Origin of the sequence: Buttiauxella sp. BIGb0471 (assembly GCF_024807715.1) — a bacterium.
In the GTDB taxonomy this organism is placed as follows: domain Bacteria; phylum Pseudomonadota; class Gammaproteobacteria; order Enterobacterales; family Enterobacteriaceae; genus Buttiauxella; species Buttiauxella agrestis.
Map to the genome: position 1 here is coordinate 162,187 of NZ_JANUEU010000004.1, position 13,829 is coordinate 176,015.

Sequence of the window (13,829 nt, forward strand, 5' to 3'; positions counted from 1 at the left end):
GCGATGTCGACCCAACTTGATGTCATCACCATAGGTGAAGCGATGGCGATGTTTGTCGCCAGCCAAAGCGGTGATTTAGCCGCCGCAGAACAGTTCGTTAAGCGCGTGGCGGGAGCGGAGTTAAACGTTGCCACGGGCCTTGCGCGTCTTGGCCTGAAAGTGGGCTGGGTCAGCCGGGTGGGCAACGACTCTTTTGGTCGCTATGTGCTGCAACAACTGGCGAAAGAGAATATCGACAGCCGTGGCGTGACGACAGACGAGCGCTTTGCTACAGGCTTTCAACTTAAATCTAAAGCAGAAAATGGAACCGATCCCATCGTGGAATACTTCCGTAAAGGATCGGCGGCCAGCCATCTTTCTACCGCAGATTTTGATGAAGAGTATTTTGGCTCGGCACGCCATCTACATTTAAGCGGCGTGGCGGCAGCGCTGTCGGATAGTTCATTAGAACTGCTCAATCACGCTGCTCGCGTGATGAAGCAGCAAGGGAAAACCATTTCGTTCGATCCGAATCTGCGTCCGGTGCTGTGGAAAAGTGAAGCCGAAATGGTGAAACAATTGAATCAACTCGCCTTCCAGGCAGACTGGGTGCTGCCAGGATTAAGCGAAGGTGCCATTCTGACCGGGCATAAAACGCCAGAAGCGATTGCCGATTTCTATCTCGACCATGGCGTTAAGACCGTGGTGCTGAAAACGGGTGCTGACGGCGCATGGTACAAAACGGCCTCAGGTGAAAAAGGGGCAGTAAGTGCTGTAAAAGTCGAGAACGTCGTCGATACCGTCGGCGCAGGCGACGGTTTTGCAGTGGGCGTGATAAGCGCCCTGCTTGAAGGGAAAACCTTAGAACATGCCGTCAGCCGCGGGAATAAAATCGGCTCACTGGCAATTCAAGTCATCGGCGATAGCGAAGGGTTACCGACCCGTAGCGCGCTTGGCGAATAAACGAAGACTGCATCAGCTGTGCCCTACACCCGGCATGATGCGACTCTCCTCAACATAGAGGCAAGCCCATGAAAACCCAGTCCCTTTCAGCAAAGACAATCGCGCCAAAACGTTGGTGGTACATCATGCCAATCGTGTTTATCACGTACAGCCTGGCGTACCTCGACCGTGCCAACTTTAGTTTTGCTTCCGCCGCAGGTATCAACGACGATCTCGGTATCACCAAAGGGATTTCCTCCCTGCTTGGAGCACTGTTTTTCCTCGGTTATTTCTTCTTCCAGATACCGGGCGCGATGTACGCCGAACGCCGCAGCGTACGCAAACTGATCTTCGTTTGCCTGATTTTGTGGGGCGGTTGCGCGTCACTCACCGGCATGGTTAGCAATATCCCCGCGCTGGCGGCGATTCGCTTTATCCTCGGCGTGGTAGAAGCGGCCGTGATGCCCGCAATGCTGATTTACATCAGTAACTGGTTCACTAAGTCTGAACGCTCGCGGGCTAACACCTTCTTAATACTGGGTAATCCGGTCACGGTGCTGTGGATGTCGGTGGTTTCGGGCTATCTGATTCAGGCCTTTGGCTGGCGTGAAATGTTTATCTTCGAAGGTATCCCGGCCGTTATCTGGGCATTCGCCTGGTGGATGCTGGTAAAAGATAAACCTGCGCAAGTTGGCTGGTTGTCTGATGCAGAAAAATCCGCGTTGCAGGCGCAACTGGAAAAAGAACAGCAAGGGATTAAAGCGGTGCGCAACTACAGCGAAGCGTTCCGTTCGCGCAATGTCGTGCTGCTGTGTATGCAATATTTTTGCTGGAGTATTGGTGTTTACGGCTTCGTGCTTTGGCTGCCGTCAATCATCCGTGGCGCAGGAACGGCGGGTATGGGAATGGTGGAAGTCGGCTGGCTGTCATCGGTTCCTTATCTGGCGGCAACTATCGCGATGATTGTGGTTTCATGGGCTTCGGACAAAATGCAGAACCGTAAGCTGTTTGTCTGGCCGCTACTGCTGATTGGCGCGCTGGCGTTTCTGGGGTCGTGGCTGGTAGGTGCCGATCATTTCTGGGTTTCCTACACTTTGCTGGTGATTGCCGGTGCTGCCATGTATGCGCCGTATGGCCCATTCTTCGCCATCATTCCTGAAATGCTGCCGCGCAATGTTGCAGGTGGCGCGATGGCATTAATCAACAGTATGGGTGCGCTCGGTTCGTTTGTCGGTTCCTGGTTTGTTGGCTACCTCAATGGGGCAACGGGCAACCCATCTGCTTCCTACATTTTTATGGGGGTAGCATTGCTCGCGTCAGTGTGGCTAACTCTGATAGTGAAACCTGCGACAAACCAACAAGTTCCAGCGGCAGCACACCACGCCTGATCGCTCAATCCGGGCGGTCGTTGCATCGCCCGATTGTATTTAACTGTTAACGGAGAACGTCATGAAGCCGTCCGTCATCCTCTATAAAACGTTACCTGACGACCTGCTTGCCCGTCTTGAAAGTCACTTCAGCGTCACTCAAGTCAGTTCCCTCAGCCCTGAAAATCTCCAACAGCACGCCGATGCTTTTGCCAATGCGGAAGGGATTCTGGGTTCCAGCGAAACGGTGGGTAAAGAGTTTTTGTCTCATACGCCTAAGCTGCGCGCCGCCTCTACCGTTTCCGTTGGCTACGACAATTTTGATGTGGACGCGCTGACCTCACGCGGTATCGCACTGATGCATACGCCAACCGTACTAACTGAAACCGTCGCGGATACCATGATGACACTGGTGTTGGCGACCGCTCGCCGTGCGGTAGAAGTGGCAGAACGTGTCAAAGCCGGCGAGTGGACAGGCAGCATCGGCGCGGACTGGTTTGGTATCGACGTGCATCACAAAACGCTGGGTATTTTAGGCATGGGACGTATTGGCCTGGCGCTGGCACAACGTGCGCACTTTGGCTTTAACATGCCGATTCTGTATAACGCGCGTCGCCATCATCAGGAAGCTGAAGACCGCTTCAACGCCCGTTATTGTGACCTCGACACCCTGCTGGCCGAATCCGATTTCGTCTGTATTTCCCTGCCATTGACCGATGAAACGTATCATCTGATTGGCGCTGAACAGCTGGCGAAAATGAAATCTTCAGCGATTTTGATTAACGCCGGGCGCGGGCCAGTGGTCGATGAAAAAGCGTTAATTCAGGCACTGGTGGACGGCAAAATTCATGCCGCTGGGCTGGATGTCTTTGAGCAAGAGCCGCTGTCGGTTGATTCACCGTTGCTCAGCCTGCCGAACGTTGTGGCGCTGCCGCACATCGGTTCTGCGACGCACGAAACTCGCTACAACATGGCTGCATGTGCGGTAGATAATTTGATTGCGGCGCTGACCGGAGATGTGAAAGAGAACTGCGTGAACCCGCAGGTCCTGAAGTAATTCATTGTGGTGGATGACGCTTGCGCTTATCCACCCTACGAATGTAACCAGTAGGTCGGGCAAGCGTAGCGCCCCCGACATATTGACTAAAGCCAGATTAGAAATCAGACTGAGAAAAACCAGTCATTTCTTCGAGGCCCATCTCACGGCCTAACGCCGTCATTGGATGGACGATAACCAAGCCGCGCACTGCTTTTTTCAGGGCACCCATGTTGGCTTGTTCTTTCTTGGTAATTGGACGTTTGTACGGCAGCGCCATCAGCTTTTGCGCTTCTTTGCTCAGCTTCTGGTTGCGCACCGCTTGCAGGCGCACAATCTCAATTTCCAGCTTCGCTTTCTCTTTTTCCATCTCAGCGTACTTTTCAGCGTCGTTGATCAGATGCAGTTCTGGCATCTCGTGACGGATAAGATCGAGGCGATCGCTCAGGCGTTTGATTTCTGCTTTTTCGATTTCTTTCATTTTTGATTAACCGTGAATAACTTTCATTGCTGGCAAGGATACACCATTCGGCTTAAGAGGGCGAAAAGGGAGTTCGGTCAGAATTACTTTTGGAAGGCTTTTTTTAAGCTGATCCGCGAGATCAGCTCGGTCAAAGAGAGCACCATCGTCGAACGAACGATTTGCTGGTAACGCTGTTTTTGCATAGCAAACAGCTCAGGATCGCTGCCATCCACAAACTTTGGCGTTGGCGGCAGGGCTGAAACACAATGCAATTCACCGAACGGGCCGAGCATCTCATCATCGGTAAAATTATATTCGTTACCGTCGTGATTCAACTCTTCTCGCAGTGCCATTATCAACTCACAATCTTCGTACTCGACGCGATTGAGCACGCCAAGACCGTAGATAAGTTTGAGACGCACGGAAAGATCCCCTAACGGGCCATCGCCATCCAATAACGGTTCAACCGCGTATTTCACTGCATAATCGTCTTTACGGAAGACCTGCAACACCAGAATATTCACCGCTTCGGTAAGAAGTTCGACAGCGGCAATCAGCAGGCTACGTACGGTTTTCCCGGCATTAAGACGCTCAAGCACACGGTTTTCAAAGGCTTGGGTTTCTTCCATCTTTGCCTACATTACTAAAAGTATTATTGGGTGCAGCCACTACTTGCTGCACCCGCTTTCCATCACTATTTGTTGCTGTATGCCTTCACCGCTTCTGCTACCACATCGCTGTTAGCATCAAGGCCGGAGATTTCGGCAAGTGTTGCTTGCGGGCCTTTTTCTGCCAGCAACTTCTCCAGCTCCTGCGCCTGTGGATCTTGCTCGCTACGGTAATGCATCGCCGCGGCAATACCTTCAACCAGGTTCAGGTGCGGCAAACCGTATTCGATAGTGCCCAACAGCGGCTTAATCAGACGGTCGCCCGCGCTTAATTTACGCAGCGGCTGGCGGCCTACGCGCTCCACATCATCTTTCAGATACGGGTTCTCGAAACGACCAAGGATTTTCTGGATGTAGGCTGCGTGCTTTTCTGCATCAAAGCCATAACGCTTGATCAGCACCGCGCCGCTTTCATCCATCGCACCCTTCACGACCGCACGGATTCTCTCATCGAGAATGGCATCGCGAATGGTCTGATGACCGGCCAGTTGACCAAGGTATGCGGTTATAGCATGCCCGGTATTCAGCGTGAAGAGTTTGCGCTCAACAAACGCCATCAGGTTATCAGTCAGTTCCATGCCAGGAATGTTAGGCAGCTCACCTTTGAACTGGGTTTTATCCACAATCCACTCGCTGAAGGTTTCAACAGTCACTTCAAGTGGGTCATTGGTGGCAGATTCTGACGGTGGAACGATACGGTCAACGGCTGAATCAACGAAACCTACATGCTGCTCAACCCAGGCCTGATCATCTTCAGAAAGTGCCTTCATCACGTGAGCTTTCAGCTGGCTGGTGCCGCGCACCATGTTTTCGCAGGCAATAATATTCAGGGGTTTTTCATTGCCGTTAGCACGACGCAGAACCAGACCTTTCGCCACGGCTGGCGCGATGCGCTCCAGCACAACCGGGCCGACGGCGGTTGTCACCAGGTCAACGTCGGCAATCAACGTAACAACATCGTCGCCAATGCTGCTGACGGCATTCACATTAGAAACAGTATCGATTTGCTCTTGCTCACCAACCACATGAACCTGATAGCTGTGGCGCTCATTGAGCGCGTCCAGCACGGTTTGGTTAACGTCAGCGAAGGTCAGTTGAATACCCGCGTCTGCCAGCAGTTTTCCGATAAAGCCACGGCCGATATTACCTGCGCCAAAATGTAATGCTTTCATGTCGTTCACCTTCTTAAATTTGAATTACCCGAGAGGGTTCGGGTGAGTCGTTTGGGGAAACGACCCTCACCGGAACCCTCTCCCGGATGGGAGAGGGAAACTGAGACTTACTTCTTACCGGCCAGCAAATCGAGCACTTCCTGAACGCTGGTGGTATTCGCCAGGCGATCAATCACTGACTCATCATCCAGTGCGTTGGTCAGGCTGGTGATAACCTGGATGTGTTCGTTATTGCGAGCGGCAATACCGATAACCAGGCGGGCAATATCTTCACTTTCTTCACCGAAGTGAACACCGTGTGGATACTGGCAGAATACGACGCCGGTTTTCAGTACGCGGTCTTTCGCTTCAACCGTACCGTGTGGAACCGCGATACCTTCGCCCAGATAAGTTGGGGTCAGTTTTTCACGCTCAAACATCGCATCCACATATTCAGGCTGAACGTAACCGCCGTTCACCAGCTGCTCACCGGCAAAGCGAATGGCTTCTTCTTTGGTGGCAGCCGTCAGGCCGAGGAACACGTTGCCAGCGCCCAGACGGAACAACATTTCTTCGTCAGCAACGAAGCTGTCTTCCAGGCTGCTCATGACCTTAACTTCTTTCTCGCTCAGGTTATGAGAGGCCACCAGACGCTCGGTCAGGTTGGCGTACAGGCTGCTGTCGAGGAAGTTGGTCAGGGAAATATGCTGTGCCTGTGGCACCTGGCGCATAGCGCGTTCTGTCAGGTCACGGTGCGTAATAACCAGGTCAACATCGTCTGGCAAGCTGTTGATTGCACAGTTGGTTACAGAGATATTTTTCAGGCCCGCATCGTTCACTTTCTTGCGCAGCACACCCGCACCCATCGCACTTGAACCCATGCCTGCATCACATGCCACGATGATTTTGCGCACGTGGCTAAGGTCGTTAGACAAACCTGCACCTACCGCCAGTGGCGCTGTAGCCCCTTTGGATTCTGCTTTCATCTCAGCCATACGGCGAGCTGCTGCTTCGATATCGTCTTCTTCTTTCACTTTGCTGGTTTTCAGCAAGATTGCTGATACCACGAAGGAGACTGCGGTTGCTGCAACGATTGCTGCGATGTTCGCGAAGTACGCACCTTTTGGTGTCATCGCCAGAACTGCCAGGATGGAACCCGGAGATGCCGGAGAAACCAGGCCGCCGTTCAGGATAGTCAGAGTGAACACGCCAGTCATACCGCCGAGGATAACGGCCAGAATCAAACGTGGGTTCATCAGCACATACGGGAAGTAAATTTCGTGGATACCGCCCAGGAAGTGGATGATTGCCGCGCCGCCCGCAGACTGTTTAGCATTACCACGACCGAAGAACATGTACGCCATCAGCACGCCCATACCTGGACCTGGGTTTGCTTCAATCAGGAAGAAGATTGATTTGCCCAGTTCGTGTGACTGCTGAATACCCAGCGGCGAGAAGATACCGTGGTTGATTGCGTTGTTCAGGAACAGGATTTTCGCTGGTTCTACGAAGATAGAAGCCAGTGGCAGCATGTCATGGACAACCATGAAGTTAACGCCTGCCGCCAGAACTTTGGACAGAACTTCAACCGCAGGGCCGATACCCATGAACGCCAGAATCGCCAGAATCATACCGATGATGCCAGCGGAGAAGTTGTTCACCAGCATTTCAAAGCCGGATTTAATCTTGCCGTCTACCCATGCGTCGAAATGTTTAATCGCCCAGCCGCCCAGAGGACCCGCAATCATCGCACCAAGGAACATCGGCATATCCGCACCGACGATAACACCCATTGTTGTGATTGCGCCGACCACACCACCACGGTCGCCACCGATTAAGCGACCACCGGTATAACCGATGAGCAACGGCAGCAGGTAAGTAATCATCGGGCCGACCAGTTTCGCCAGCGTCTCGCTTGGCAACCATCCGGTTGGAATAAATAAAGCGGTGATAATACCCCAGGCGATGAATGCGCCGATGTTTGGCATTACCATGTTGCTCAGGAAACGACCAAAGCTTTGCACTCTGATCTTGATATCGGATGACATACGCACACCCCTTGTTGTGTTTACGTGCTGGGAAAGCAGCCCGAGGTTTATTGTTAATGTGGTGGCAAGCAGTGCTGCCAGATGCTCTAAGTGAGGCAAATCTGGCACTGAATCGTTAAGGTGTCCAGCGCATGGAAATTAGTGTGATGGAGATCACTCATTACAGGGTGTGACGAGTCATGATCTGGCGATCCAGATCACATAATTAGTGTGTAAAAAAAACACAGTAGCTAATTTTTGCGCATCATTGACGCCTTTATGTGATAAGAGTCACATTTACTTGCTGAGACTTTGTTATTTAAATGTGATGTGATTCACAAAATATTTTACGTGGATTTTCGCGAGTGTGATCCAGGGCAATTCCACCTGCCAGAAGCCTTTCGTTTTGTCAGAAAATTACAGCGCAGCGGCAAACAATATCGCGCGACCCCAGGCGTCTTCATAATTCCTGAACCATACTTACGCTTTGTCGATTGAAAATGGACGATGTAATGAAACTTATCGGTAATTACACCAGCCCGTACGTGCGCAAAATATCCATCATCCTGCTGGAAAAGGGCATCACGTTTGAATTTGTGAACGACAACCCGTGGACGTCTGATAGCGTCACTCCGCAATACAACCCGCTGGGCAAAGTACCCGCGCTGGTGACGGACGACGGCGAGTATTGGTTCGATTCCCCAATTATTGCGCAGTACCTCGAGCTTTTGGACATCGCCCCTGCCCTTATCCCTCGTGACCCAAAAGCCGCCCTGCAAATGCGCCAGATTGAAGCGTTGGCAGACGGTGTAATGGACGCCGCCCTGGTTTCAGTGCGCGAGCGTCAGCGCCCAATCGAGCAGCAATCTGAAACAGAACTCCTGCGCCAGCGCGAAAAAATCAGCCGAGGCCTGACACTGCTCGAACAATACGCTGCGGATAAAAAACTCAATGCCGATGAACTTTGCGTGGCGACTATCGCGGTGGCTTGCGCGGTGGGCTATCTCAACTTCCGCCGGGTTTCCCCTGGCTGGTGTGTCGACCGCCCACATTTGGTAAAGCTGGTTGAAAAACTCTTTGAACGTGAAAGTTTTGCACGAACAGAACCGCCAACGGCATGATCTCCCGCCATGACAGGGGGCCAACTCCCCCTGTAAACTATCGCCATATTTCACCACTCAGCGGCTTGCCATGACCCCCGATCGCAACTTGTACAGCCAGCTTCCAGCTATCGATAAACTGTTACGTGACGCTTCTTTCAGAGATTTGCTACGCAATTTCGGCCACACGCAAGTGGTCAGCACCTTACGTAAAATGCTGGAAACCGCCCGCGAATACATCCTAACCCAACAACAGCTCCCGACATGGAATGGAAATTGGGCGGCTCAGGCACAAGTACAGTTGGAATCTCACCAGCGCAGTGCTCTCCAGCCCGTGTTTAACCTGACAGGCACCGTGCTGCATACCAATCTGGGCCGGGCATTGCAGGCAGAAGCGGCAATCGAAGCCGTGACTAACGCGATGCGCTTCCCGGTGACTCTGGAATATGATTTACACGGTGCAGAACGTGGGCATCGCGATAAAGCGCTGGCAGGCTTGCTTTGCGAGCTGACCGGTGCGGAAGACGCCTGCATCGTTAATAACAATGCAGCAGCGGTGTTACTGATGCTGGCAGCCTGTGCCAGTGGTGAAGAGGTGGTTGTCTCGCGCGGGGAGCTGGTTGAAATCGGCGGTGCATTCCGCATTCCGGATGTGATGCGCCAGGCGGGTTGCCAACTTGTGGAAGTTGGTACGACAAACCGCACGCATCTTAAAGATTATCGTCAGGCCGCGGGTGAAAATACGGCGCTATTGATGAAAGTCCACACCAGCAATTATCAGGTGGCGGGCTTTACCAAAGCCGTCACCGAAGCCGAACTGGTGGAGCTTGGCAACGAGCTGAACATTCCGGTAGTGACCGATTTGGGCAGCGGTTCGCTGGTTGACCTCACTCAATGGGGATTGCCAGAAGAACCGATGCCGCAACAACTGATTGCCGCAGGCGTAAGTCTGGTGAGCTTCTCCGGAGATAAACTGCTCGGCGGCCCGCAAGCGGGCATTATTGTCGGCAAAAAAGATCTCATCGCCCGCATTCAAAGCCACCCGCTAAAACGTGCATTGCGCGCCGATAAAATGACGCTGGCAGCCCTTGAAGCGACCTTACGTTTATATCAGCATCCGGAAACGCTGGTTGAAAGATTGCCGACGTTACGCCTGTTAACGCGTGATGCGAATGAAATCACAGAGCTTGCACAACGTCTGCTGCCTGTATTTCAGAGCCAATACGGCGAGCAATTCACAGTCTGTGTTGAGCCGTGTTTATCGCAAATTGGCAGCGGCTCTTTACCGGTAGACCGATTACCAAGCTCGGCGCTGACATTCAGCCCGAAAGATGGCCGAGGCTCCACGCTTGGCGCACTCACTCAAAGCCTACGCGAATTAACCAAACCCATTATTGGCCGTATCAGCGACGGGCGTTTATGGCTGGATTTACGCTGCCTTGAAGATGAAACAGGCTTCATGGAGAACCTGAAACCATGATTATTGCGACCGCCGGGCACGTTGACCACGGCAAAACTACCCTGCTACAAGCTATAACTGGTGTGAATGCTGACCGTCTGCCGGAAGAGAAAAAACGCGGTATGACCATCGATCTCGGTTACGCCTACTGGCCGCAACCCGATGGCAAAATTCCCGGTTTCATTGATGTGCCGGGGCATGAAAAATTCCTCGCCAACATGCTGGCAGGCGTGGGCGGCATTGACCACGCGCTGTTAGTCGTTGCTTGCGACGACGGTGTGATGGCGCAAACTCGCGAGCATCTCGCCATTTTGCAATTAACCGGCAAGCCATCGTTAACCGTCGCCTTAACCAAAGCCGACCGGGTGAGCGAAGCGCGTATCGATGAAGTCCGTGAATCAGTGCTGGAAACGGTCAAAGAATTTGGCTGGCAAGATGCTGCTTTGTTTGTCACCGCAGCCACCAGCGGCACAGGGATTGATGAACTACGTGAGTACTTACTTTCACTGCCAGAGCGAGCCCATCCGCGCCAGTATCGTTTCCGTCTCGCCATTGACCGTGCTTTTACCGTAAAAGGCGCAGGTTTAGTGGTGACGGGAACCGCACTTAGCGGCGAAGTAAAAATTGGCGATTCACTGTGGCTGACAGGTGCCGATAAACCCATGCGCGTGCGCGGTTTACATGCCCAAAATAGCAAAACAGAAAGCGCATTTGCCGGGCAGCGTATTGCACTCAATATCAGTGGCGATGCCGAAAAGCTGGATATCAAACGTGGGGACTGGTTATTGGCAGAGCAACCGCTCCAGCCAGTTGAACGCGTGATTGTTCAGTTGCAAAGCCACGCACCGTTACAGCAATGGCAGCCGTTGCATATTCACCACGCCGCGAGCCACGTCACCGGACGTATTTCTCTGCTGGAAGACGATCTCGCTGAGCTGGTCCTGGATGTGCCGTTGTGGCTTGCTGATAACGACCGCCTGGTGCTGCGCGATATCAGTGCTCGCGTCACATTGGCCGGTGCGAGAGCGATTCTTCTGCACGCGCCGCGCCGTGGTAAACGTCAGCCTGCATTTTTGGCCTGGTTACAGCAACTTAAAGACGCTGAAAACGACCAACAGGCGCTCGACACCCATTTGCAGCGTAGCGCTGTGACATTGAGTGATTTTGCCTGGGCGCGCCAACTCACCGCTCAGGGCTTGCAGGAACTGCTAACCCGACCAGATTATCTGCGCGCGGGCAACAGCTTGCTGAGTGATGAAATGGCGACGCGCTGGAAGCAAAAATTGCTCGATACGCTCGAACGTTATCATCAGCAGCACGATGACCAACCCGGCCCTGGACGCGAACGCTTACGCCGTATGGCGCTGCCTGGCGAAGACGAACCGCTGGTTCTGGCGTTAATCGAGAAAATGCGTCAGGAAGAGTTGCTCGCAAGCCGCCAGGGCTGGCTGCATCTTCCGGACCACAAACCGGGCTTCTCCGCCGAACAACTGGCGATATGGGAAAAAGTAGATGTGCTGTTTGGCGATGACCCGTGGTGGGTGCGAGATCTTGCGCGGGAAACGCAGCAAGATGAACAAACCATGCGGCAGTTACTGCGCTTTGCCGCGCAGCTTGGGCTGGTGACAGCTATCTTAAAAGACAGGTATTACCGGAACGATCGGATTCAAACCTTTGCTAATTTGATCCGCGAACTGGATCAAACGCAAGGCGCCACCAGTGCTGCCGATTTCCGCGACAGTCTCGGCGTCGGTCGGAAACTTGCGGTACAAATCCTCGAGTACTTTGACCGAATTGGCTTTACCCGCCGCCGTGGGAACGACCATTTACTGCGTGATAAGGCGCTGTTTATGATTGAGAAGTCGTAGGTCGGATAAGCGCCAGCATCATCTGACAAAACGGGCATAAATGGTGGATGACGCCTGCGGCTTATCCACCCAACCAAACCTGATCATCCTTATCTATACCCAAAATAATTCGAGTTGCAGGTAGGCGGCAAGTGAGCAAATCCCGATGAGCTTACTCAAGTAAGTGATTCGGGTTTGTGAGTGCAGCCAACCCCCCTGCAACTTGAAGTATGACGGGTATATCAGAACAATCCTAACGGCTTCTCGGAGTAACTCACCAACAAGCATTTAGTCTGCTGATAATGCTCCAGCATCATTTTGTGAGTTTCACGCCCGATACCGGATTGTTTGTATCCCCCGAACGCGGCATGTGCGGGATAGGCGTGATAGCAGTTGGTCCACACGCGCCCGGCCTGAATGCCGCGCCCCATTTTGTACGCCAGGTTGCCGTTACGGCTCCAGACGCCTGCACCCAGACCATATTCGGTATCGTTCGCCAGTTCCAGAGCTTCCTCCATGGTTTTAAACGTCGTCACGGCGAGTACCGGGCCGAAGATTTCTTCCTGGAAAACGCGCATGTTGTTTTTACCGAACAGAATGGTTGGCTCGAGGTAATAACCTGCTTTTAAATCCCCTTCCAGCGCTTTGCGACGCCCGCCGGTGAGCACATCAGCACCCTCCTTTTTGCCGATATCAATGTAGTTCAGAATGGTTTCCATCTGCCCCTGGGATACCTGCGCGCCCATCTGTGTGTTCACATCCAGCGGGTTGCCGCTGCGGATGGATTCCACGCGTCGGATGGCGCGTTCCATAAAGCGTTCGTAAATGGATTCCTGCACCAGTGCGCGGCTCGGGCAGGTGCAAACTTCGCCCTGGTTAAAGGCAAACAGCGCGAAACCTTCCAGCGCTTTGTCGAAGAAGGCGTCCTCTTCGTCCATCACATCAGCAAAGAAGATGTTCGGGGATTTGCCGCCCAGTTCCAGCGTGACGGGAATAATGTTTTGCGTCGCGTACTGCATGATTTGCTGGCCAACTTCGGTCGAGCCGGTAAACGCGACTTTGGCGATGCGTTTAGATGTTGCCAGATATTCACCGATTTCCCCCCCAGCGCCATTCACCACGTTGATGACTCCCGGCGGCAGTAAATCGCCCACCAGCTCCATCATTAGCAGAACAGACAGCGGCGTTAATCGTGCCGGTTTCAGCACAACACAGTTGCCCGCCGCCAGCGCCGGAGCCATTTTCCAGCTTGCCATCAGCAACGGGAAGTTCCACGGGATAATTTGCGCGACGACACCGAGCGGTTCGTGGAAGTGATACGCCACCGTGTCGCCATCGACTTCACTGATCCCACCTTCTTGCGCACGAATACAGGACGCAAAGTAGCGGAAATGGTCGATAGCCAAAGGCACGTCAGCGCCGCTGGTTTCACGAATCGGTTTGCCGTTATCCCAGGTTTCTGCCGCCGCCAGCAGCTCAATATTCTGCTCCATACGGTCGGCAATTTTTAGCAGGATATTGGCGCGATCCTGAATGGACATGCCGCCCCAGCCTGCTTTAGCTTCGTGCGCCGCGTCCAGAGCAAGGTCGATATCGCCTTTGCTGGAACTGGCGATTTCACATAACGGTTGGCCGGTGACAGGCGTCAGGTTTTCGTAGTATTTCCCGTCAACTGGCGGCACCCATTGGCCACCAATAAAGTTGTCGTAACGAGGCTTAAGTTTGAGCGGGAAACCATATTCGCCGGGAATAATTCGGGTATCGGGAGGATTATTTGTCATGGGGTTCTC

Annotated in this window: 11 protein-coding genes; 6 read left to right on the forward strand and 5 right to left on the reverse strand. The window is 53.1% G+C overall.

Annotation, left to right across the window (positions count from 1 at the left end; translation table 11 throughout):
* The first annotated feature begins 3 nt into the window (after positions 1 to 3).
* From M2371_RS14635 to ghrB, 3 genes are all read left to right on the forward strand, one after another.
* A complete protein-coding gene (locus tag M2371_RS14635; RefSeq protein ID WP_259268031.1) occupies positions 4 to 942 on the forward strand; it encodes a sugar kinase in 939 nt (312 codons plus the stop codon).
* 68 nt (positions 943 to 1,010) lie between these two features.
* Positions 1,011 to 2,309, forward strand: a complete 1,299-nt coding sequence (locus M2371_RS14640; protein ID WP_259268032.1) for an MFS transporter — start codon at positions 1,011 to 1,013, stop codon at positions 2,307 to 2,309.
* A 61-nt stretch (positions 2,310 to 2,370) separates the two neighbouring features.
* Positions 2,371 to 3,345: a glyoxylate/hydroxypyruvate reductase GhrB gene (ghrB, locus tag M2371_RS14645; RefSeq protein WP_259268033.1), complete on the forward strand. Its 975-nt coding sequence runs from the start codon at positions 2,371 to 2,373 to the stop codon at positions 3,343 to 3,345.
* 97 nt (positions 3,346 to 3,442) lie between these two features.
* On the opposite strand, the gene M2371_RS14650 is transcribed toward ghrB, so the two are convergent.
* The 4 genes from M2371_RS14650 to M2371_RS14665 all read right to left on the reverse strand — a co-directional run bounded on the left by M2371_RS14650 (position 3,443) and on the right by M2371_RS14665 (position 7,654).
* On the reverse strand, positions 3,443 to 3,805 hold the full coding sequence (locus tag M2371_RS14650) for a YibL family ribosome-associated protein (RefSeq protein WP_259268034.1): 363 nt from the start codon (positions 3,803 to 3,805) through the stop codon (positions 3,443 to 3,445).
* 83 nt (positions 3,806 to 3,888) lie between these two features.
* On the reverse strand, positions 3,889 to 4,416 hold the full coding sequence (locus tag M2371_RS14655; RefSeq protein ID WP_034499385.1) for an MltR family transcriptional regulator: 528 nt from the start codon (positions 4,414 to 4,416) through the stop codon (positions 3,889 to 3,891).
* 65 nt (positions 4,417 to 4,481) lie between these two features.
* Positions 4,482 to 5,627: a mannitol-1-phosphate 5-dehydrogenase gene (gene mtlD / locus M2371_RS14660; RefSeq protein ID WP_172892965.1), complete on the reverse strand. Its 1,146-nt coding sequence runs from the start codon at positions 5,625 to 5,627 to the stop codon at positions 4,482 to 4,484.
* Positions 5,628 to 5,734: 107 nt separating this feature from the next.
* Positions 5,735 to 7,654, reverse strand: a complete 1,920-nt coding sequence (locus M2371_RS14665; RefSeq protein ID WP_172892964.1) for a PTS mannitol transporter subunit IICBA — start codon at positions 7,652 to 7,654, stop codon at positions 5,735 to 5,737.
* Positions 7,655 to 8,145: 491 nt separating this feature from the next.
* On the opposite strand from M2371_RS14665, the gene M2371_RS14670 reads away from it, so the two are divergent.
* The 3 genes from M2371_RS14670 (at position 8,146) to selB (ending at position 12,060) form a co-directional block, all read left to right on the forward strand.
* Positions 8,146 to 8,754: a glutathione S-transferase gene (locus tag M2371_RS14670; RefSeq protein ID WP_259268035.1), complete on the forward strand. Its 609-nt coding sequence runs from the start codon at positions 8,146 to 8,148 to the stop codon at positions 8,752 to 8,754.
* 70 nt (positions 8,755 to 8,824) lie between these two features.
* Positions 8,825 to 10,213: an L-seryl-tRNA(Sec) selenium transferase gene (gene selA, locus M2371_RS14675; RefSeq protein WP_259268036.1), complete on the forward strand. Its 1,389-nt coding sequence runs from the start codon at positions 8,825 to 8,827 to the stop codon at positions 10,211 to 10,213.
* Entirely contained in the window at positions 10,210 to 12,060 is a 1,851-nt protein-coding gene (selB, locus tag M2371_RS14680) for a selenocysteine-specific translation elongation factor (RefSeq protein WP_259268037.1), read from the forward strand. Before selA ends, selB begins: the two co-directional genes overlap by 4 nt.
* A gap of 221 nt (positions 12,061 to 12,281) precedes the next feature.
* On the opposite strand, the gene M2371_RS14685 is transcribed toward selB, so the two are convergent.
* Positions 12,282 to 13,820: an aldehyde dehydrogenase family protein gene (locus M2371_RS14685; RefSeq protein ID WP_259268038.1), complete on the reverse strand. Its 1,539-nt coding sequence runs from the start codon at positions 13,818 to 13,820 to the stop codon at positions 12,282 to 12,284.
* Positions 13,821 to 13,829: the final 9 nt, after the last annotated feature.